This window comes from Nocardioides salsibiostraticola, assembly GCF_054783655.1.
In genome coordinates, this window is sequence record NZ_BAAGQD010000026.1 from 612,266 (window position 1) to 634,565 (window position 22,300).

14 protein-coding genes are annotated in these 22,300 nt (G+C 68.8%); 7 read left to right on the plus strand and 7 right to left on the minus strand.

The genetic code is table 11. The annotated features are described in order from the left end of the window. The first annotated feature begins 186 nt into the window (after positions 1-186). The 4 genes from ACYVLV_RS17295 (at position 187) to ACYVLV_RS17310 (ending at position 5,140) form a co-directional block, all read left to right on the plus strand. Positions 187-1,278: a beta-galactosidase gene (locus ACYVLV_RS17295; protein ID WP_460811954.1), complete on the plus strand. Its 1,092-nt coding sequence runs from the start codon at positions 187-189 to the stop codon at positions 1,276-1,278. A gap of 6 nt (positions 1,279-1,284) precedes the next feature. Continuing rightward, the gene (locus tag ACYVLV_RS17300) at positions 1,285-2,736 is read left to right on the plus strand and encodes a hypothetical protein (protein ID WP_460811956.1); all 1,452 of its coding nucleotides are present in this window, start codon (positions 1,285-1,287) and stop codon (positions 2,734-2,736) included. Then, the gene (locus ACYVLV_RS17305) at positions 2,729-3,847 is read left to right on the plus strand and encodes a glycosyltransferase (RefSeq protein ID WP_460811958.1); all 1,119 of its coding nucleotides are present in this window, start codon (positions 2,729-2,731) and stop codon (positions 3,845-3,847) included. The genes ACYVLV_RS17300 and ACYVLV_RS17305 overlap by 8 nt, the downstream gene beginning before the upstream one ends. Before the next feature lie 138 nt (positions 3,848-3,985). Beyond that, the gene (locus tag ACYVLV_RS17310) at positions 3,986-5,140 is read left to right on the plus strand and encodes a GNAT family N-acetyltransferase (RefSeq protein WP_460811960.1); all 1,155 of its coding nucleotides are present in this window, start codon (positions 3,986-3,988) and stop codon (positions 5,138-5,140) included. On the opposite strand, the gene ACYVLV_RS17315 is transcribed toward ACYVLV_RS17310, so the two are convergent. Beyond that, on the minus strand, positions 5,121-6,341 hold the full coding sequence (locus ACYVLV_RS17315; protein WP_460811962.1) for a phosphotransferase: 1,221 nt from the start codon (positions 6,339-6,341) through the stop codon (positions 5,121-5,123). The genes ACYVLV_RS17310 and ACYVLV_RS17315 overlap by 20 nt on opposite strands. A gap of 258 nt (positions 6,342-6,599) precedes the next feature. Here ACYVLV_RS17315 and ACYVLV_RS17320 point away from each other — a divergent pair, with 258 nt between their 5' ends. Beyond that, positions 6,600-7,754 carry a GNAT family N-acetyltransferase gene (locus tag ACYVLV_RS17320; RefSeq protein WP_460811964.1) on the plus strand — a complete coding sequence of 385 codons (1,155 nt, stop codon included), beginning with the start codon at positions 6,600-6,602 and terminating at the stop codon, positions 7,752-7,754. An 18-nt stretch (positions 7,755-7,772) separates the two neighbouring features. Here the strand turns inward: ACYVLV_RS17320 and ACYVLV_RS17325 are convergent, their stop codons facing one another. The 5 genes from ACYVLV_RS17325 to ACYVLV_RS17345 all read right to left on the minus strand — a co-directional run bounded on the left by ACYVLV_RS17325 (position 7,773) and on the right by ACYVLV_RS17345 (position 17,268). Further along, positions 7,773-8,978, minus strand: a complete 1,206-nt coding sequence (locus tag ACYVLV_RS17325; RefSeq protein ID WP_460811967.1) for a phosphotransferase — start codon at positions 8,976-8,978, stop codon at positions 7,773-7,775. 110 nt (positions 8,979-9,088) lie between these two features. Next, positions 9,089-10,015 carry a type IV toxin-antitoxin system AbiEi family antitoxin domain-containing protein gene (locus ACYVLV_RS17330; RefSeq protein ID WP_460811969.1) on the minus strand — a complete coding sequence of 309 codons (927 nt, stop codon included), beginning with the start codon at positions 10,013-10,015 and terminating at the stop codon, positions 9,089-9,091. 125 nt (positions 10,016-10,140) lie between these two features. Further along, entirely contained in the window at positions 10,141-13,542 is a 3,402-nt protein-coding gene (locus ACYVLV_RS17335) for a (Fe-S)-binding protein (RefSeq protein ID WP_460811971.1), read from the minus strand. A gap of 186 nt (positions 13,543-13,728) precedes the next feature. After that, positions 13,729-16,329, minus strand: a complete 2,601-nt coding sequence (locus ACYVLV_RS17340; protein ID WP_460811973.1) for a hypothetical protein — start codon at positions 16,327-16,329, stop codon at positions 13,729-13,731. A gap of 156 nt (positions 16,330-16,485) precedes the next feature. Next, positions 16,486-17,268, minus strand: coding sequence for an IclR family transcriptional regulator (locus ACYVLV_RS17345; protein WP_460811976.1), 783 nt, complete (start codon positions 17,266-17,268; stop codon positions 16,486-16,488). Positions 17,269-17,696: 428 nt separating this feature from the next. Between ACYVLV_RS17345 and hutH the strand changes: the two genes are divergently transcribed. Then, positions 17,697-19,283 carry a histidine ammonia-lyase gene (hutH, locus tag ACYVLV_RS17350; RefSeq protein ID WP_460811979.1) on the plus strand — a complete coding sequence of 529 codons (1,587 nt, stop codon included), beginning with the start codon at positions 17,697-17,699 and terminating at the stop codon, positions 19,281-19,283. 2 nt (positions 19,284-19,285) lie between these two features. Continuing rightward, complete coding sequence (hutU, locus tag ACYVLV_RS17355; protein WP_460811981.1) at positions 19,286-20,959, plus strand: urocanate hydratase; 1,674 nt, start codon at positions 19,286-19,288, stop codon at positions 20,957-20,959. 147 nt (positions 20,960-21,106) lie between these two features. Here the strand turns inward: hutU and ACYVLV_RS17360 are convergent, their stop codons facing one another. After that, on the minus strand, positions 21,107-22,006 hold the full coding sequence (locus tag ACYVLV_RS17360) for a hypothetical protein (RefSeq protein ID WP_460811984.1): 900 nt from the start codon (positions 22,004-22,006) through the stop codon (positions 21,107-21,109). Between the last annotated feature and the right edge of the window lie 294 nt (positions 22,007-22,300).

The window sequence follows — 22,300 nt, forward strand, 5'->3', positions numbered from 1 at the left end:
ACCCCGGCGCCGCAGACGCCCGGATGCGATACTGGGGGCAATCGGCCAGGAAGGTCGCCACGAGCAGATGAGATCAAGGGGGTAGAGATCGACACCCCCCCACGCGTTCGCGCCCTCCTTCCGCGAACGATTGCTTTTTTCGCTGCTCTTGTGGTGGCGACTTTGGCCCTCAGTATCGCTACGGTCGTGCCCGCCGGGCAGGGGCCTCGGGCCCGCGACGTGAGTGCCGGGGTCCTGACGGCCGCCACCTGGGCTCCGGCCGTGGTCGCCGCGGAGTCGTCGGCGTCCCGACGGACGGGGTCGGGACGCTCCCGCATCGGCTTCTCCCCCGGATTCAGCATCATCGACCTCTCCCCGGCGGCCCTGCGACGTGACCTGCGTGGAATGCGGAAGGTCGGTGCTCGTCGGATCCGGATCGACCTGAGTTGGGCCCGGATCCAACCCCGGAGGGGGACCTACGACTGGACGGACACCGACCGGGTCTTCAAAGCCGCCCGCGCCGAGGGCCTGAAGGTTCTCGCTCTCCTCAGCTACGAGCCCGATTGGGCGCGACGGTATGACGCTGAGGGCGCCCGCCGCCCGGTGAACCCGAAGGCGTTCGCCCGGTTCGCCGGCCGGGCCGCCCGTCGCTATGCCCCCATGGTCGAGGCGTGGGAGATCTGGAACGAGCCGAACCTGAAACGCTTCTGGCCCTCCGGCCCGGACGCCAAGGCGTATGCCGCCCTGGTCGACAAGGTGGCTCCGGTCCTGCAGAAGCGCGACCCGAGCGCCACCGTGCTCGCCGGAGCCCTCTCGCCGGGTACCAACGCAGGCGACGGCTCGCAGGTCTCGCCGGTGACCTTCTTGGCCCGCTTCTACGCCGCGAGCAAACGCCGACGCGCGGTGGATGCGATCTCGGTGCACCCCTACTCCTACCCGGCCCTCCCGTCGGGTGGTCAGGAGTGGAACACCTTCCGCCGCCTGATCGAGATGCGCCAGGTCATGCGCGCTGCTGGTGCCGGACGGCAGCGGATCTGGCTCACCGAGTACGGCGCCCCCACCGGCAAACACTCCCGCGCCGTCACGGCCAAGGAACAGGGCCGGATGCTGGTGATGGGGCAACGCCTCGCCCGTTCGGTGAGCTACCTCGGCCCCATCTACTTCTACTCCTACCGGGACACGGCCAGGGCACCGTTCGATCTCGAGTCCAACTTTGGCATCGTTCGCAAGAACGGAACCCGCAAGCCGTCCTACTACTCACTTGCCCGCGCCCTGCGGACCACCAATCGAAAGAACTGAATCTTCGTGGATCTCCTGGAACAACTCGCCGGTGTCTGGCGCCGACGCTTCTACGTGCTCGGCATCGCTCTGATCGCCGCGGCCGCCGTGCTCTTCTGGCGCTCCTCGCTCCCGGACGAGTACTCCGCCACCACCACCATGCAGGTGCGAGTGCCCACCTCCGACGTCAGCGACCCCTCGACCCAGGTGGACTACTACGCGCGCACGGTGATCGCGTTGGCGACCAACCGCGGGGTCGTGACCACGGCTCTGGCCGCGGCCAACCGCACCGACGCCGTCGCGGACGCGATCGACAAGATCACCGCGGAAGCGGGCTCCGAGCCCGGCTTCGTCACCGTCACCGCCTCAGGCACCAGCCCCGAGACCGCCGCCGGTCTGGCCGACGAGGTCGCGGAGGCCCTGGGCGCGGTGATCGCCCAGAACCAAGCCGACGACCTCGAGACCGAGCGCGAGGCGCTGCGTCTGGCCCTGGCCGAAGTGGGCCAGGAACGCGTCAACCTGCCGGAGAGCGAAACGGTGCAACGGGCCGCACTCGTGCGCGAGAGCGAGGCGCTGCTGTCCTCGCTGCGGACCGCGTCGAGCAAGTCGGCCTGGCAACTGGTGACCGTGGAGACCGCGGATGAGCCATCGAGCCCGATCGCCCCTCAACCCCTGCGCGACGCTTTGTTGGCCTTCCTGCTGGCGGCCATCGTGATGGCCGAGATCGTGGTCATCCGTCGCTCCTGGCGTGGTGAGTTGTCGTTGCGTGATCCGGCCCGCGACGCGGGTGAGGTCACCGGCCTGCCCTCGGTGGCCATTGGACCCACTGACGGCCCGGCCTCGCTGGCCGCACTGCTCCCACAGGTCGGGGGAGCCTCGACAGTTCTGGTGATTCAGCAGGGAGCCAGACCCAGCGCCCACGCGGCGAGCCTGCTGGCCGAGTTGCTCGCGGGGTACGACGACCGCGTGCTACTCGTCGACGCCGGAGCCCGCAACCCCGCCGTACACCAAGAGTTCGGCACCCCTGCCTCGCCGGGGCTCTCGGACGCGCCCGCCGCCGCGGACCTGCCTGCCGACCCGTTGGAGTTGCGGGCGTCCTTGTCGACCCGCTCTCCCGTGGACCGGCTCGACATCCTGGCTGCCGGCAGTAGCGAGGGCCCGGTCGACGCCGAGCAACTCGACCGCATCGCCACCTCGGGGGCCTACGGACGCGTGATCATTGCCGCGTCGGTCTCGCGGATCGATCAACTCATCCCGGTGCTGATCCGCCTCCAGGGGCCGGTGGTGCTCGACGTCGAACCCGGCTCGATGACCCGCAAGCACCTGCGCAAGCAGATGTCGGCCCTGACCGGTCTGGGCGTGGAGGTCGTCGCGATCACCGTGCAGTCCGGTGCCGCAGCGGTCGCCGTACGCCGCGAGCAACGTCAGCTTCGTCACACCTACCGCGGGCCACGAACCACCGCCGACTCCCGTGCCTGAGGCCGGCGCAGTGCGCGCGGTCGTCGTCCACGAGCGCTTCACCGAACTCGGCGGATCCGAACGTGTCGTCGAGCAACTCGTCAAGACCTTCCCCGGGGCCTCGGTGTTCGCCCCCGTGGCGGGGGAGTCCGGGCTTCCGGAGGGCCTGGAGGAAACGCCGGTCAGGACCAGCCCGCTCCAGCGCCTGTACCGCGGGGACGGCCGCTACGCACACCTGCTGCCGCTGTTGCCCCTGGCGATGTCCCGAACCGATCTGGGGCGACCCGACGTCGTGATCACCTCCCACCACGCGTTCTCCCAACGGGTACGACCCGCGCCAGGAGTGGCGATGGTCAGCTACGTCCACTCCCCAGCGCGTTGGATGTGGGAGAAGGAGATGCGCTCGGGCGAGGTCGGCGGCGCCGCCGGGGAACGACTCCTGGGCGCCTTCGCAGCCTCACAGCGTGGGTTCGACCGACGTGCGGCGGCCCGACCGGACCGCATCGTGGCCAACTCCTCCACTGTGGCCGACCGGATCGCCCAGTGGTGGGGCAGGGAGAGCACTGTGGTGCACCCGCCGGTGCGCACCGACCTGTTCACCCCGGACCCGACCGCCGAGCGCGGCGACTTCTTCCTGCTGTGCGGCCGACTGGTGCCCTACAAGCGGCCAGAGGTGGCTGTCGAGGCCGCCCGACGGGCGGGGGTCCGGCTGGTCGTGGTCGGCGATGGTCGTTCGCGGGAGGCCTGTGAGGCAGTGGCCGGTCCCGAGACCGAGTTCGTCGGCCGCGTGGATGACGCAGCGATGTTGGACCTGATGCGTCGGGCTCGCGCCCTGGTGTTCCCGGGCGAGGAGGACTTCGGGATCATCCCGGTGGAGGCCATGGCTTGCGGGACCCCCGTGGTGGCTCTGGCTGTCGGTGGTGCCCTGGACACGGTGATCGAAGGCCTCAGCGGGGTGCTCGTCCACCCCGACCGACCCGATCGTTCCGGGCACGCGGCCGCGTTCGCGGAGGCGCTGACGTCCTTCGACGACGCCGCCTTCGAACCCGAGAAGGTCCGCGCGCACGCGGAGACCTTCGCCCAGGAGCGCTTCCGCGAGCAGATGTACGACGTCGTCACCTCGGTCCTCTGAGCCTCGCCGGACTGTTTGTGTCCGGATGGTTCCCCGGGTGTGGATCTGCCGTCACCGACGGTTCGCGAGGATGGAGGGGCGCAAGGCGGGGGCTGCGCGTCTGGGTGTCCCCGTGGCCGAGGAGGAACCTTGCGGGGCATGGACGCCGGAGTAATCGCGAGCGGGTCAGCGGCCGCGTCGCCGCTTGCAGCGCCGACCTACTCGGAGATCACCGACGCCCTCGAGGCTCGTGGCCTGATCGAGGAGTGGGAGGAACTGGCCGAATCGTCCGGGGCCGGGCCCTTCGCCCGCCCCGACTATGCCCTGGGCTGGTGGCGGCATCTCGGCAAGGGGCGTCTCCTCCTGGCGGTCGTACGCCGTGGCGAAGAACTCGTTGCACTCGCCCCGCTGCACGAGCGTCGGGTGGGGCCCGTCTGGGTGACCCGGTGGCTGGGTCACGGTCTCGGGACCATTGCAGAGATCCTGATTCGGCCCGGCCACGAGGATGTTGCCATCACCCTGTGGTCCGGGTTGATGTGCCGCTCCCGGGTGCTCGAACTTGTGGAGACGAACGCCGAGGGCCCTGGGCTGTCGGCGCTGCGGGCCCGTGGATCGCTCCCGGACAAGCTCTACCGGGAGTCGGTTCGGGACCTCTGTCCCACGACTCCGGTGAGCGGGGACGGCCTCGATGTGCTGCGTCGGACAGGGAGCACCAGCCGCAGGTTGCGCCGTACCCTCTCCGTCGCCGACCGGCGGTTGCTGGCGGAGGGCTCGGAGTTCACGACCGTCGTCGCCGATGATCCCGAGAGCTTCGAACGACTACTGCCCGACATGCGAAGGGTCTTCGACGTCGCCGAGGCGGACTTCCCTCGACAACACTTTCTGGAGGATCCCTACGAAGACTTCACGGTCGAGCTCATGAGGCGCACCTCCGCCAAGGGTGAGTCGGCGGTGATCATCGGCTACATCGACGAGGTGCCGGTGAGTTTCAACGTCGCCTTCCTCACCGGTTCGACGGTGTCGCTGTGGCTCTCGCGCTTCGACCCCGAAGTGGCGTCGCTCAGCCCGGGACACCTGCTGACCCGTGCGGTCTTCGCGTGGAGCGCCGAGAACGGCTGGGACCTGGTCGATCAGCTCCTGGGTGACTCGAAGGCCAAGATGCAGTGGGCGACAGGGACCTACGAAACCCGTGAGATCACCTGCGGTTCTCCAGCGGCACTGCGGATCGCCGCGACGGCTGTGCGCGCCGCTGAGTTGGCGGGTGCTGGCAAGGCACGACTACGCGGGGGCAAGGTCAGGCCTGACCCTGCCTGAGTCCTGCGGCCAGGGTCGCTTCGATCCGCTCTCTCATGGCGTCGGACACCTCCCGGTGGTGATCCAGGCTCTCGATCAGGAACCGTTGGTCGATGTCAGCGGCGCCTCGGCGGGCTGAGGTCCAGTCGACGATGCCCGTGATCTCGGCGCCGGAGACCAGCAGATTGCCCAACCAGAGATCACCGTGCACCAGCACCGTGCCATCCGCCTCGCGGGTCGACCGCTGCAGGGTTCCGAGCGCTCGCGCGGCGCGACCGATCCAGTGCAGCACCTCCGCGTCGCTCAGCGACGCGGCGACCAGGGGAGTGCCGGTCAGGTAGGTCACCGCGACCCTGGTCTCCTGGGACGTGCCGACGATGCGAGGCGCGAGCGAGAACCCGGCCTTCTCGGCCGCGGTGAGAGCGGAGACCTCGGCCGCCGTCTCCGGCGTACGCCGCAGGTAGCAGCGTTCCAGCACGCTCGGGGGGTCACCCCGGATCAGCTTCACCTCCTCGCTGTCTCGGTTGGCGACCTTGCCGATGATCCGGTCGGGGTCGGGTCCGCCGACGCCTCGGTCGGCGATGATCAACCACGCGGGTGCGAGCCTGTCGATCAGAGTGGAGGGCATCCGCGGCAACGCGCCGACTAGCCGTCCGCGGAGGCCTCCGACGTGGCTCAGGGTGGCGGTAGCCACGGCCCGGACCGATGAGCGGGACATCAGGTCGAAGGCGGTGGCCGGGCTGTTCGAGGACCTGAGGAGGACGAATCGCTGGCGCACCTGCAGGTCGGCCCCACTCAGCGACCGCAGTGCTGGGCGGAGCCCGACCCCGGCTTCGGGGGCGGAGATGTCCGAGCCGTTCCGTCGTCGATCTGCGGCCCGCAGAGGGCTCGTCCGGTTGTCCAGGCAAAGGACCATGCGTCCCTCGGGGGCCAGAATCTCCCGCATCTGTCGCAGCGAATCGCTAGGGGGAATCCCCACCCCGTCCAGACAGATCAGGTCGAAGGATCGACCGACCTCTCGACGCCAGGTCTTCGGCGTAGCCGTGGTGACCTGTCCACGGGTGGCGAGCAGCGAGGCCTCGGCGCGCCGGTTTCCGGAGTCAATCAGCAGCACCCGTGCACCGGCCCGGACATCGATCAGGTCCACCCAGGTGAACGGCCCGAGCTCTGCGTCCTGTTGGTCCGATCCATCCACCTGATCTACCTCATCCGCTGTTCCCACCCCGCGATCCTAGGTGCTTGCTCGTCATCCCCACGAAGTTCGCCAAATGGGACCTCGAAGTTCGCCAGATGGGGCCGCGAGATACCACCCGGAAGCAGTCATGAGGATCTCGAAGGGCCATTTGGCGAACTTCGTGGAGGGTTGTGGCTGGACCGTGGGCGAGGTGTTCCCGCCTTGTCGCCGATCGTTCGACACAATGGGCATAGTCCAGTTCGGGAACGGCCATCCGGCTCCACCTCTGGTCCATGGGAGAACAACATGCACTTGCGCGATGATGCGAACAGCCCTGCTCCGACCGTCGCAACGCCAGCCGCGGCGACGACCGGTGGCACCGCTCTGACCTACACGGAGATTCGCGACGTAGCTGCGGCGCCGGGCCTGGTCCGGGAGTGGGAAGCCCTCGCTGAGGCGTGCGCGGCGACGACCTTCGCGCGGCCCGACTACGCGCTGTCCTGGTGGAACAACCTGGGCAAGGGGCGCCTGCTGATTGCGGTGGTACGCCGCGGCGACGACCTGGTCGCTCTCGCCCCGTTGCACGAGCGCAGGGTCGGACCCGTGTGGGCCGCCCGCTGGCTCGGTCACGGGATCGGCACGATCGCCCAGATCCTCGTGGCCCCCGGTCACGAAGAGGCCGCAACACTGCTGTGGCAGGGCCTGGCCAAGCGGCGTCGCGTCCTGGAGTTGGTCGAAACCCGCGCCGGCGGGCCGGGTCTCGATGCGTTGACCGAGGTCGGCGGACAACCCGGACGGACCCTCACCACCACGGTGCACGACTGCTGCCCCACCACGGAGGTCTCCGGAGACGGACTGGACGTGATCCGCCGTGAGGGCAACAAGAACCTGCGGCGAGCTCTGACCGTGGCGGACAAGCGCACTGCGGCCGACGGCCACACGTTCTCCTTCACAGTGGCTCAGGACGCGGCCGCTCTGGAGGCAGCGCTCCCCGACGTACGCCGGATCTTCGACGCCGCCGAGGAGGCCAACCCGCGTCTGCATTTCCTGCAGCCGCCCTACGAGGGCTTCACCCTGGACTTCCTCCGGGGCAGCGTCCCGCGTGGTGAGGCCGCGGTCTTCGTCGGCTACCTCGACGAGCGCCCGGTGTGCTTCAACATCACCTTGCTTAGTCCGACCACGCTGTCGATCCTGATCCCGCGCTTCGACCCCGAGGTCTCGCGATTCAATCCCGGCCACCTCCTGACCCGGGCCATCTTCGGGTGGACGGCCGAGCAGGGGCGGACCTGTGTCGACCAACTGCTGGGGATGTCGCAGTACAAACGTCAGTGGGCCACCGACTCCTACGACACCCTGGAGATCGTGTCCGGCACCCCCGCGGCCATCGCCGTCACGCGGCAAGCGGTGCAGGCGGCGGACCGCGTTCACCGCGTGGTCGATCGGATCAGAAGCCGATCCTGATCGGTTCCTTCAGGCCGATTACGCCTGGGCAAGACCTTGGTCGCGGGCGTTGATGAGCTGGATCAGGACTGCCGCCGTCACCGACTGATGGTCCCTGAGACTCTCGACGAGGAACGTCGCGTCGATGGTGGGCGCTCCTCGACGGGCGAAGGGCCAATCGATGATGGCGGTGATCCGATCGCCCGAGACGAGCAGGTTCCCCAGCCAGAGGTCGCCGTGCACGAGCACCGTCCCGTCCGGATGTCGGGTCAGGCGTTGCATCCGCTCCAGGGCCACGGCCGTGCGTCCGACCCAGGTGACCAGTTCGTCCGGCGACAGTCGGTCGACCTCCAACGGGTCACCCTCGACCCAGCTCACGCCGAACCGATGGACGCTCGGAGTTCCGACGAGGCGGGGGACGAGATCGAAACCGACCTCGGCCAATTCGCCCAGCGCGGCGGCCGCGGCCTCCGGTTTGCCGGTCACGAAGCACCGTTCCAGCACCGCCGGTGGCTCCCCACGAATCAGCTTGACCTCATCGCTGTCCCGATTGGAGACCTTGCCGACCACTCGCAAAGGATCGGGGGCGGCCGCGCCGTTGCGAGCGACGATGAGCCATCCCGGTGAGAGACGAGCCACGGTGGCGGGTCGCAGGGTGGGGAGCCGGCGCAGTAACGCTCCTCGGCGCCCACCGACGTGATTGAGCGAAGCCTTCACGACCGCGCCCACACTCGAAGGGGCCCGCAGGTCGAACGCGGTGACCGGTGCGGCGGAGGAGCGCAGGAGCCCGAAGGCCTGTTCGACCTCGAACCCGGCTGCCTCGATCTCCCGACACCAACGACGTTGACTCCAGCGGCCGGCACTGGCCGAGGCGGTCCGCGAACGGTCCAATGCGCGCAGCGGGCTGAGGAAGTTGTCGAGGGTCAGCACGAGTCGGCCGCCGGGACGGAGCCGCTGCTCCAGCGCACGAAGCTCCTGGCCCTTGATGCGGACTTGATCGATGCAGATGACGTCGTAGACGACCCCCGGTTCCGAATCGGGCAGTGCAGCAGGACTGTTGGTGTGCACATGATCGGTCCGACTCCGCAGGCTGGGGAGCGCACGGTGCTGGCCGTTGTCGATGAGCAGAACGTGGTGGTCCGGGTCGACGTCGATCAGGTCGGCCCAGGTGACCTGGGCCATGAAATCATCCGGATCGTGGATGGCGTCGGGGCGCTCGTATCCCGTTCCCGCGCCGCTGACCACGTGCCAAGTCTAGAGTCTTGCGACGTCCGTCGTGACCGTTTTGAGCAGACCACGCCACCGGGAGCGAGGGGTCACGCGGGTGGATTAGACGGGTTGATCAGGCGGGCGGATCAGGCGACCTGTCGTTTCCGGCACCGCGGACACCGGGCCGTCTGCCCTGACCAGCCGCCCCGGATCAACACCTCACCCACGCGCGCCGCCGTTCCGCAGGGGTCGTCGAAGACGTCGTGGAAGCCGATCGGAGGCAGGTGTCTGCTCTCGGTGGTCGCGAGAGCTGCCATCGCAGCGGGTAGGGAGCGTCCGTCGAGCGAGATGGTCAGTCCGTACTCCGCGTGCTCGATGACGCTCTGACCACTGAACACCCGCGGTGGACCGAACGCCGGGGGAGCGCCGTCGGGCAGCCCGTGGGGTCGCTGCACCAGGTGTCGGTAGCCGTCCTCGAGTACGACGCACGTTCCGTGGGCGAGATCTGCGAGGACCGCGCTGATCCATCCTCGATCGGACAGTTGCGTTCGAGCCTCGGCGCAGACCAGCAGTCGAGCGGCGGTGGTGCGACGGCCGCCGCAGGCTTCGAGGAGAGCGGTCAGGACGGTCGCCCGGTCGGGAGTATCGGTCGCGAGGTCGAGGGTGGCTTCGGCGCAACTCGTTCGGGGCGGGCCAGCGCTCCACACGACGCGCCGGTCGAAGCCTCGAGATCGGATGATGCGCAGACCCGGCTGTCCCATCAGGTGACGTCGCGAGTCGACGAGTACCTCGATCGAGGACTCGTCCTGGTCGCGCCGACCGGGGCCCTCCGCGGCCCGAAGGGCCGAGGAATGCGTCAGCGCGGCCGGCCAGGCGTACAGCACGGCCGCCCAGGCTCGTTGGTGCCAGGTCGGAGGACCCGTGCGGCGCAGGTAGACCCCCCGCAGCAGCGGGCTGAGCTCCTCGCGGCGTACGGCGCGGGCCAGGTCGTCGGTGGTCATGCCGGCCTCGAAGAGTTGGCGCCGGGCGACGACGCCCGCCTGGGCACTGAGCAGTTCGGCGATCTGGTCCATCAGGTCAGCATCGCCAAAGAGGGATGGGATGGGAACCGTGTTCGTGGCTGCCTGTGGAAAACCAACGTGGTGGGTCCGATGCGTCTGCCGCATCGAACCCACCACGTGACGGTGAACCAGGTGACCTACAGGTCGAAGAGCGATCCGCCGTCGAGATCGACGTCCGTCTTCGGGGTGTGGGCCTCGCCGGAGCTGGTCGGCTTCGGCTTCTCCTCGGCGGCGGGCTCAGGGGCCGACTCGACCTCAGGTGCCTCCTCGGGTGCTGCTTCGGTGGCCGCGGCGGAAGCGTCGTCCGCCGGGCTCTCCTCGGGAGCGGCCGGCTCGCCGGCTTCCTCAGTCGGCTCGGCGGTGCCCTCGGCCTCGAGGATCTCTGCCTCGGCCACTGCGGCCTGCGGCATCGAGTCGTCCTCGACGGGAGCCGCCGACTCCACAGAGTCCGCAGACTCCGTGGAGTCCGCTGCCTCTACCGATTCCGTCGATTCCGCCGGAGCAGGCTTGGCGGCAGGCGCAGCCGCCTCGGGGGCGGCGATGTCGAAGAGCGAACCACCGTCGGGGATCTCCGCCGATGGAGCAGCAGTGGCAGCAGCCGGAGCAGACTCCTTCTTCGGCTCGGGGGCCTCAGCGGCGGGCTCTTCAGCGGCAGGCTCTGCAACGGCAACCTCGGGCTCCGTGGAGGGAGCCTCGGGCTCCGCGGCCTTGGCTGCCGGAGCAGCCGCGGGCTCCTCGGCGACGACGTCGAACAACGATCCGCCAGCGCCCAGATCCACTTCGGCCGGTGCGGCGGTCGAGTCTTCGGCCGCAGCCGGCTTCGACTCGGCAGCGGGAGCCTCGGTCGCGGGAGCCGCAGCCGGCTCCGACTTCGCGGCCGGGGCGGCTTCGGGCTCGTCACCGCCCACGTCGAACAGCGACCCGCCAGCGCCCAGGTCGGTGGAGTCGTCGGGGGCATCCGAGGCCTCGGGGGCCGCAACGGGCTCCGATTCCGGCTCGGCCTTCGCCGCCGGGGCGGCTTCGGGCTCGTCGCCACCGACGTCGAACAGGGACCCACCGGAGGACGCTGGCTTCGCGGCCTGGGCCTCCTGCGCCACCGACTTCTCGGGTGCAGCGGTTTCGGTGTCGGCTCCGGAGGGCTCCTCGGCCGGGGTGTCGAAGAGCGAGGACCCGCCGGAGGCCTTGGCGGCCGGACCGGCGTCCGCGGTCTCGGTCACGGTGTCCTCGGTGATGGTCACGTCGCCCGCCTCGGGCTCGGCCTTCACCGCCGCACCGTTGGACGCGGCCCGCGCGGCGGGCTCGCCCCCGCCGGGCAGGATCTTCGTGGCGGACACGCCCTTGACCGAGGCCAACAGCATCTGCGCGACGTCGAGGACCTCGACCTCTTCGCGGGCTGAACCCTTGTCCTGGGCGGAGGTCAGACCGTCCGAGAGCATGACCCGGCAGAAGGGGCAGCCCACGGCAATCTGGTCGGCGCCGGTCTCGATGGCCTCGTTGGAGCGGTTCTCGTTGATCCGCGAACCGATCGTCTCTTCCATCCACATCCGGGCGCCACCGGCACCACAGCAGAAGGACCGCTCGGAGTTGCGGGGCATCTCGACGTACGACGCACCAGGCAGGATCTCGAGCAGCTCACGCGGCGGGGAGTAGACGCCGTTGTGGCGGCCGACGTAGCAGGGGTCGTGGTAGGTGATCGAGCGCTTGTGGGCGCCCTCGCCGTCCTTGACCGGGGTCAGCTTGCCCTCGCGCACGAGGCGGTTGAGCAGCTGGGTGTGGTGCACGACCTCGAGCTCGACGCCGAACTCGGAGTACTCGTTCTTCAAGGTGTTGAAGCAGTGGGCGCAGGTCGAGACGACCTTCTTGACCTTGTACTGCTTGAAGGTCTCGACGTTCTCCATGGCCAGGCCCTGGAAGATGAACTCGTTGCCGGCCCGTCGGGCCTGGTCGCCGGTGCAGGTCTCTCCGTTGCCGAGGACCCCGAAGGAGACGTCGGCGATGTTGAGCAGCTCGGCCACCGCGCGGGTGGTCTTCTTGGCGCGGTCCTCGTAGGCACCGGCACAGCCGACCCAGAAGAGCCACTCGACCTCGTCGAGGGACTCGATCGTCTCGCCGACGACCTTGACCTCGAAGTCGAGGTCCTTGGCCCAGTCCATCCGACCGGTGGGCGACATGTTCCAGGGGTTGCCCTTGCCCTCCATGCCCTTGAAGAGCTGGTTGAGCTCGGCGGGGAAGTTGTTCTCCACCAGCACCTGGTAGCGGCGCATGTCGATGATGTGATCGACGTGTTCGATGTCGACCGGGCACTGCTCGACACAGGCGCCACAGGTCACACAGGACCAGAGCACGTCAGGGTCGATGACGCCGCTGCCGTCCTCGGGCATGTAGAAGTAGTCGAGCGGGGTCTTGGCGACCAGGGGCCGCTCGACCTCCTTGGTCAGCGTCTCCCCACCAGCGGCGAGTACCTTCTCGCGGTCCGCCTCGTCGGCCAGGCTGTACGGCGCCCGGGCCAGGGTCGAGTCACGCAGCGCCATGATGAGCAGCTTGGGCGACAGGGGCTTCTCGGTGTTCCAGGCCGGGCACTGGTCCTGGCAACGGCCGCACTCGGTGCAGGTGTTGAAGTCGAGGATGCCCTTCCAGGAGAAGTCCTCGACCTGCCCCACGCCCAGCGTGGAGTCCTCGTCGAGGTCGTCGATGTCCTCCAGGGAGACCGGCTTGCCGTCGATCATCAGGGGCTTGACGGCGCCGAGGGCCTTGGGCTCGCGACCGAACAGCACGTTGAGCGGAGCGAGGAAGATGTGCAGGTGCTTGGAGTTCAGCACGAAGATCAAGAACACCAGCATGACGCCGATGTGGAGCAGCAGGCCGATGCCCTCGATGACCTCGAGGGTCGTTTCGCCGAAGCCGTCGAGCAGCTTGCCCAGGCCGATGGAGACGAAGGCGCCGTTCTCATAGGGGAAACGTCCCAGCGCCGAGGAGGCGCCGCGGAAGAGGAACAACGTCCAGATGACGTTGAAGATCATGAACAGGGTGATCCAGGCGCCTGAGAGGTGCGAGCCGGAGAACCGCGAGTCACGACCGAGCTTGGAGGGCGCGTTCTTGAGCCGGATCTGGGCGAAGGCCCAGATGCCGAGCAGGCACATGACGGCGATGAAGTCCTGGACGAAGCCGACCACTGCCCACTGCCCGATGATCGGAATCGACCAGTCGGTGAAGCCCTCAGGGAGCGTCTCGCCGATGTGGAAGATGCGCTCGATCAGCGAACCGTAGGCCTCGGCGTACACGCTGCCGAGGATGATGAAGGCCCAGAACACGAAGAAGTGCGCGACCCCGGGGATCGACCACTGCAGCAGTTTCTTCTGGCCGAAGACCTCGACGACCTGCCGCTTCAGGGCGGTGCCCATCTTGGAGGTGACGCCCTCGATCCGGTCTGGGGCGGGCTGACCACTCGAGATCAGCTTGTACAAGAAGAACACCCGACGCGCCGCCAATGGCAACGCGATTGCGTTGATCAGCAGACCCAGGATTACCACTGCTAACACAGTCACTCCCAACCTTGCGGCGCGAGCGCCGTGTTCTTGATGTCGGCGCAGAGCCTACGGGCAAAACTGCCTCTGGTGGCCGGACATTCGTCGGCTGGAGGATATCAAGGCCCGCGCCGTCCTTACCTACGGGTAACTTCCTAGTCGACCGGACCCCGACCAGATCTCGACGGGGTCCGGTTCCGGTCAGCTCGAGCGAACCGCCGTGACGCGACCGCGCTGGTTGAAGTCGACCTTCACGAAGACCCGCTTCTTGCCCTGGCGGGTGCAGTAGCCGAACTCCTGACCCAGTCGAGTCAGCGGTTGGCCGACCTTCCGCATCACCTTCAGCGTGCTCATGCCGGGACGGATGAGCTTGCGGAACTTGGCGGTGGTCTTGCGGCGTCCCGGGTTGCGGCACGAGTCGGGTTTGATGCCCTCGGCGCGTTCCCACATCTGGAGGTACGCCTCGGGGCCTCGGGTCATGTCCGCGAAGATGGCCTTGCCGGCCGCACTGTTCGACCCGCCGGCGACCTTGGTGAGGTCCTGCACCCAGTCGGGATAGAGGCCGTACTGCGCCACGCCGTCGCGGTTGATGTCCCACACCCGCTTGCCGGCCCGTTGCCGCTTGATCTTCACTCCGTTGATGCCCTTGAAGGGGTAGGTCACCTTGTTAGAGATGTTCGCGCCGCGTGGGTCGCCCTGAGCGCCGAGGCCGTTGATGTCGGCGCCGAATCCGAAGCCGAAGTAGTACCGCTTGTCCGCCCACCCCAGGTGACGGCGCCACTTCTCCACGAAGCCGGTGGAGTCGCCGGCGTACGGCGTGATGAAGCCGCCCGCTTTCAGGATCCGAGGGTAGGTGTCGGGCGTCGACCAGGAGTGGCTGGAGATGATGCCGTGGTAGCCGCGCCGTTCGATGAGTCCGACCGCGGCCTGACGGGCCTTGACGGACAGGTGGTCGGGGTCGAAGACCATCTTCCGCTTGATGAGCCCGTCGATCGTGGCCGCTCCGAGCCCGGTGAGTCCGCGGGCGTTGCAGTGCAGCGGCGGCGGATAGATCGGCAGGGCGGGGAGCACGGGGCCGAAGAGTTGGCCGATGGCCCCGAAGATCGCGTCCTGTTCGGCGGCTCCGCTGTCCGGGAAGGCCACCTGGGTGCGGTCGGAGGATTCGCCGTCGGTGGGGTTGCAGGTCTTCATGTCCCAGAAGGTGCCGGTCTCCAGGAAGTTGGCGCCGTTGACCGCGATGCCGGTGCTGCCGGTGTCGCCCGCGACTCCGCCGAGGGCGTTGTCGAACTTGTTGACCAACTCCATCTGGCGGACCCCGAGTTTGTGCATCTCGGTGAGTTGTCGGTCGACGTCGGCGGCGGTGCACGCAGGGACGTCGGTGGTGGCGACCTGCTTGAACGTGCACCCGAAGGGCACGCTGGTCTCGATGCCCATGATCACCGCCATCTTGCCGGAGTTGATCACCTTCCGGGCCTGCCACGGGTTCTTCACGATCCGGTAGAAGCCCTTGCCGGGGCCCCCGAACTGCGCGTCGATGTAGTCCTGGAACTGGTACATCCGTTTGGCCTGGAGCCGGATCGAATCCATGTCGTCGCAGGAGTTCTTCTTCAACGGGTAGATCTGGCAGAGCTGGTTGTTCTCCACCAAAAGGTTGACGAAGAGCCGTTCGCCGCCGCGCCAGGCCCGCTCCATCCACTTGTAGTAGGTGCCCTCGTGGGTCAGGGAGTGCGGAGCCGGCCAGTCCTTGAAGGTCGGCCACCCGACCGGGTCGTGTGAGGGCTCGCCGGAGAGGACCGACTCCAGGGCGGCGCCCTTGCCCCCGGTGGCGCTGTGGTCGGGACAGTCGACCAGGGCGAACTGGACGCCGTAGCGGTCCCACGGCTTGCCGCAGTGCGCGCGACCGCCGAGGAACTCATAAGCCATCCCGTGGGTGTGGGTGTCGGTGAAGCCGCGCACCTCCTGGAAGGAGGTGATGCCGGCGTGCGGGTCGCCCTCGATGTTGACCCCGGCCTCGGGGAAGGCCCGACAGGGCTTGACCCGTTCGAGGACGAACTTCGTGGGTCGTTGCGACAAGGTCACGTCCTGGCCGTTGGAGGTCTCGGCCAGGAACAGGCCGTTCACCAGCGCGAAGGTGAAGGTCCGCTTGCCGGCCTTGCGCACGATCCAATCGGTGGCGGGGGAGGGTTCCTTGGCCAGCGACACGTCGTCGGCCCCGGACATGAAGCTCTTGTGCTTGGCGTAGAGCAGGTAGCTGCCCAGATCGGTGGCCTTGAAGGTGTAGCGCGTCGCCTTCCCGCGGACCACCCGCTGCAGCGAGAGTTCGCGGCGGTCCCGCTTGAGGTAGGCCCCCGACGGGGAGCGCAGGGTGTAGCAGCCGTTGGCCATCGCGTACCGATTCTCCGGGTGGAAGGCCCGCGGTGTGGTCAGGGGTGCGGTGGTGAGTTGGGGTTCCTTGCGGCGACGTTCGCGGGCGACGTACGCCGCGCTCTTGCTTCGCTGGGCGGCGGTGGTGGGGTCGACGGTCTCGGCCGAGTCGGCTCCGCGGGCCAGGGCGTTCTTGGTGGCCGGATCGCCGTGGTCGTGCTCGCCGACGCCGACCGGGTCGGTGTGGGGAAGGCCGAGGTCGGCCTTCTCCTTCTCGTTGGCCGCCGTCAGCGAGGTGGCCCGCCCGGCCGCGACCTCGGGCTCGGGCAGGCTGAGGGTGACCGCGACGACACCCAGGGCAGCGCACCCGGCGATGAACCCACGGCGTAGACGTCGACGTCGCGCCGTCGTGGAATGGTCGTTCTGCAGCAGCCCCATGTGCCTTGCTTCCTGTTGACCTGATGTCCCGCGCGCGGTCCGTGTGAGGTGGAACACGTCGTCGGTGAAGTCATGGTAAGGCGAGTCGCCGACACCGGCCAGGACTTTCCAGATCGGGCGGGATCAGACCGCGAGGGTCGGGTTCTGCCCCGGGCCTCACCCGCCGCTGATCCGGCGGGTGAGGTCGTCGGCCGCCCCGGAGACCGCCTCCACGATGGCGGCGATCTTCGCGTCCGAGCCCTCCCCGTCGACGGGGTGCTCGAAGGTGACCGCGATCCCGGCCACCGGGTGCCCGTTGTGGTCCAGCACCGGTGAGGCGACGCTGGCCAGCCCGGTGGTGATTTCGCCGTTCTCCGCGGCGTGACCGCGTCGGCGTACCTCGCTGAGCAGCGAGCGCAACTGAGAGGGCTTGGTCGGGCCGACCCCGGTACGGTCCACGAAGTCCTCGCTGGACGGGTACAGCGCACGGACCTGGTTGGCCGGAAGGTGCGCCAGGATCGCCCGTCCGCTAGCGGTGAGGTGAGCGGGGAGCCGGACACCGACGTCGGTGACCAACGGCGCGCGCCCGGGCGCTCGCTCCTCCACGACGTACAGAACGTCGCGTCCGTGCAGGATGGCCAGGTGTGCGGTGTGACCCACTTCGTCGACCAGGTTGGCCAGGCGTCGACGAGCGATCCGGGCCAGCGGAGCCTGACGGGAGTATCCGCTGCCGACCTCGAAGGTGGCGACGCCCAGGCCGTAGCGGCGTTCCTCGGGCAGATGAACGACGAAGCCCTCGTCGATCATGGTGTTGACCAGGTGGTAGGCCGTGCTGCGCGGGAGGCCCACCTCCGAGATGATCCGCTCCAGCGGCACCGGGTCGGGCTGGCTGGCCAGGAAGCGGAGCACGCGCAGAGCCCGGGTTGCGGCGGGAACCTGACTCTTGGTTGACCTGTTCACTTGATTCAGCCCTTCATGATCCGTCGTGGGGCCATCCTCAGATGGATGGTGGGGCCGTCCCCGAGGACGGTGGTGCGGCGCAGCGGCCGGGTCGCGCCTTCAGTCGTCGTCGAGTCCGGGTGAGGGGGTGTCGACGAGCGTCCGGGCGGGCCGGATCCAGGGCGCTCGGGCGTGCGGCGGGAGGTGGGGGGTCATCGGGGGCTCCCAGGTGGCGGCTCTCGAGGAGCCGCACCTGCTGGTGGGTGGGGGGATGGATGGAGGGTACGGCGAAGGCGCCGGCCGGGGGGAGGATTGCGCCAGGGTGTTTCGTACCCGAGACGTCCGAATATATGCGCAGGACCACAGGATCTCCACAATGTCTGGGATGCCAGACAGCGACAGTGCGGTGGGCGTAGCGCGAGGCGTCCCCCCGGGGCTTCCATAGAGACATGACCACTTCCTTACCCGCCGCCCAACCGGGCAGCGCCTCGGGCCACATCTCGATCGAGGTCGGCCGCGGGCCGCTCAGCGGCGCCGACGTGTACGCCGTGGCGCGGCTCGGAGCAGGCGTGAACCTCGCGGACAGCACCATCGACGCCATGGCTCGCGCCCGCGACCTGGTCGACGACCTCGCATCCTCCCCGGTCCCGACCTACGGCGTATCGACGGGCTTCGGGGCCCTGGCGACGCGGCACATCCCCGCTGAACGACGCGCCGAACTGCAGCGCGCCCTGATCCGATCCCACGCCGCGGGATCCGGCCCCGAGGTCGAACGCGAGGTGGTGCGTTCGCTGATGCTCCTGCGGTTGTCGACGCTGGCGACCGCACACACCGGGGTCCGACCCGCCACCGCGATCCTGTTGGCCGGCCTGCTGACCGCCGGGATCACCCCGGTGGTCCACGAGTACGGCTCGCTCGGGTGCTCGGGGGACCTCGCGCCGCTGGCCCACTGCGCCCTGGCGCTGATCGGAGAGGGAATGGTGCGTGACGCGTCCGGGACCCTGATGCCGGCCGTCGAGGCGCTCGGCGCAGCCGGCCTCGAACCGGTCACCCTCGGGCCGAAGGAGGGGTTGGCGCTGATCAACGGGACCGACGGGATGCTGGGGATGCTCCTGCTGGCCATCGAAGATCTCCGGCGCCTGCTGCAGACCGCAGACGTCGCGGCCGCGATGTCGGTGGAGGCGCTGCTGGCCACCGACCGCGTCTTCGCCGCCGACCTGCAGGCGCTCCGGCCGCACCCGGGGCAGGCGGCCTCGGCCGCCAACCTGAGACGGCTGCTGACGGACTCGCAGATCGTCGCCTCACACCGGGGCCCGGACTGCAACCGGGTGCAGGACGCCTACTCGTTGCGCTGTGCGCCGCAGGTCCACGGCGCGGCCCGGGACACCGTCGATCACGCGGCGGTCGTGGCCGACCGGGAACTGGCCTCGGCCATCGACAACCCGGTGCTCCTCGACGACGGACGGTTGGAGTCGAACGGCAACTTCCACGGAGCGCCGGTCGCCTACGTCTTGGACTTCCTGGCGATCATCACCGCCGATGTGGCCTCGATCGGGGAGCGGCGTACCGACCGGCTGCTGGACAAGGCCCGCAACCACGGCCTTCCGCCGTTCCTGGCCCACGACCCCGGGGTCGACTCAGGCCTGATGATCACGCAGTACACCCAGGCGGCGATCGTCTCGGAGCTCAAGCGCCTCGCGGCCCCGGCCAGCGTCGACTCGATCCCCTCCAGTGCCATGCAGGAGGACCACGTGTCCATGGGGTGGTCCGCGGCGCGCAAGCTGCGACGCTCGGTGGACGGACTCACCCGGGTGGTCGCGATCGAGATCCTCGCGGCGTCTCGCGCCCTGCAGTTGCGGGCGCCGTTGGAGGCGGCGCCGGCGACCGCCGCGGTGGTGGCGACGCTGCGGGAGGCGGGGGTCGCGGACCCGGGCCCGGACCGGTATCTGGCCCCCGAGATCGAAATAGTCGTTCAGCTGGTGCAGACAGGAGCGGTGCTCGACGCCGTTCGTGACGTGATCGGAGAGGTGCAGTGATGGTGTCGACGAGTTCAACCACCGAGGACGGACAGGCGCGGGGGCCCATCCGGGCCGCCCGGGGCAGCGAACTGACCGCCCGGTCCTGGCAGACCGAGGCGCCGCTGCGCATGCTGATGAACAACCTCGACCCGGAGAACGCGGAGAACCCGGCCGAGCTCGTGGTCTACGGCGGCACCGGCAAGGCGGCCCGGTCGTGGCCGGCGTACGACGCCCTGGTCCGGGCGCTGACCGATCTGGGTGAGGACGAGACGCTGCTGGTGCAGTCCGGCAAGCCGGTCGGGGTGATGCGGACCCACGAGTGGGCGCCACGGGTGCTGATCGCGAACTCGAACCTCGTCGGCGACTGGGCCAACTGGGAGGAGTTCCGCCGGCTCGAGGAGCTGGGGCTGACGATGTACGGCCAGATGACGGCGGGCTCCTGGATCTACATCGGAACCCAGGGGATCCTGCAGGGGACCCACCTGACGTTCGCGGCCGTCGCGGACAAGCGGTACGACGGCACCCTGGCCGGCACGATCACCCTCACCGCGGGACTCGGTGGGATGGGTGGTGCCCAGCCGCTGGCCGTCACGATGAACGACGGGGTCGCGATCTGTGTCGACGTCGACCCCTCTCGCATCGCCCGCCGCATCGAGCACCGCTACCTCGACGTGCAGGCCGAGGACCTCGAGGACGCCGTACGGCTGGCGGTGGAGGCTCGCGACGAGCGTCGCCCCCTGTCCATCGGATTGCTCGGCAACGCCGCCGAGGTGTTCCCGCGGCTGCTCGAGATGGACGCGCCGATCGACATCGTCACCGACCAGACCTCCGCGCACGACCCGTTGTCCTACCTCCCGGTCGAGATTGCCTTCGGGGACTGGCGCGACGAGGCGGAACGGGACCCCGCGGGATTCACCCAGCAGGCGCGGGCTTCCATGGCCGCGCACGTGGAGGCCATGGTCGGGTTCGCCGACCGGGGCGCCGAGGTCTTCGACTACGGCAACTCGATCCGCGACGAGGCGCGCAAGGGCGGCTTCGACCGGGCCTTCGACTTCCCGGGCTTCGTGCCGGCGTACATCCGGCCGTTGTTCTGTGAGGGTCAGGGCCCCTTCCGTTGGGCCGCACTCTCCGGCGACCCGGCCGACATCGCCGCCACGGACAAGGCGATGCTCGAGCTCTTTCCCGACAACGAGCGCCTGCACAAGTGGATCACGATGGCGGGGGAGCGGGTCGCCTTCCAGGGGCTCCCGGCGCGGATCTGCTGGCTCGGGTACGGCGAACGCCACCTGGCCGGTCTGCGGTTCAACGAGATGGTCGCGAACGGTGAGGTGTCCGCCCCGATCGTGATCGGCCGCGACCACCTCGACTGCGGTTCGGTGGCCTCGCCGTACCGCGAGACCGAGGGGATGCTCGACGGATCCGACGCCATTGCCGATTGGGCGCTGCTCAATGCGCTGGTGAACACCGCCAGTGGCGCGACCTGGGTCTCCATCCACCACGGCGGTGGGGTCGGTATGGGCCGATCCATCCACGCGGGCCAGGTCTGCGTCGCCGATGGCACCGCCCTGGCCGCCGAGAAGTTGGAGCGGGTCCTGACCAACGACCCCGCCATGGGCGTCATCCGCCACGCGGACGCCGGCTACGACCGCGCCCTCGAGGTCGCCGACGAACGAGGCGTCCACATCCCCCGCTGACCACGAAGTTCGCCAAATGGCCCCACGAAGTCCGGCGAATGGCCCCGCGAAGTGCGCCAAATGGGAACGCGAGGTTCGTCAGATGGGGAATGAGTGAGGGCGGTACCGGATCGCTCCGGCACCGCCCCGCTCCCTAAGTCGTGTGCCCTACTTCTTGCCGGCCTTCTCGTTGGTCTTCAGGCTGGACACGCACTGGCCCTGGTTCTGGAAGCCGTACGACGCGTAGCCACCCTGCTTACAGTCAGCGGCTGTCCGGGGAGTTGCGAGGGGGCCGATGGTCAGATCGAAGTCCACGCCCACGTTCGGACCGAAGCCACTCGGGTAGGCGGAGTACCAGCCCGGTACGGCGCCGTTGCCGAGCTCGGTCTCGATCGGAATGTCGGTCGGCACGATGGTGCCGTAGGAATCGGTCAGCGGGGCGCCCCCGTTGACGGTCAGCGTCATACAGCCATCCGCAGTGGGTACGTCGCCAGGGGCGCTCGCACACGTCGCCGGTTCGGCGGTGCCGTCGACCATGAACTCGATCTCCACGACGCCGTCGACGAGTGAGGCGAACGGAAAGTCCTGGAAGCGCTGCACGAACTCCCCGCCTCCGGCGTCCCCGTCGGTCACGCCGATGCGGTAGCCGTCGGCGCGACGGGCCACGTACACCCCTACTTCGGCCTTCTCGCCACGGTCGCCAGCGCGCAGCGCGTCAGCGTCGTGCAGGCCGATGACGGCGACCTGGTCCTTCGTCGTCATGTCCGCCAAGTCGAGGGTGCCACTCATGCTCACGGGCCCGTCCTCGGGCGACGCGGTGAGGATGGCGGGCCCACCCCACTGGTAGTAGTCGCCGTAGCCGTCCGGGGCAGGGTCGCCGACATAGCGCAGGTGGCGCCCGTCGTAGAAGTCCGTGGTGCTCACGTCCTCGCCGACGGTGCCGCTGATGGTCACCTCCGTTGGTGGCGGAGTCGGTGGCTTGGCGGTCGCCGTGGTGACGGACAGGGCGAGGCTCGCCGCCGTTGCGGAGGCCATGGCCAGAACGGCGATCTTGGATGTGCGCTTCATAGGTGTGCTCCCTCAAATCGCGAGGGCAGGCAGACGCGAACGCCCCCCGCCCGCTCATTATCGGTCGTTGACGACCACGCCCCCCGCGAGACTGTCCTGACCGACTCGTCGCCCCCTTGAAGCGCCCCGAAGGATCGCCGAGATCACGGTAACAACGGTCTCGATATAGGGCAATGACCCCGCCCCCGATCCCACGAAGTTCGCCAAATGGGGCGTCGAGGTTCGCGAGATGGGGAGCGCTGACGACCCGTTCGCCATCTCGCGTCCCCATCTGACGAACTTCGCGTCCCCATC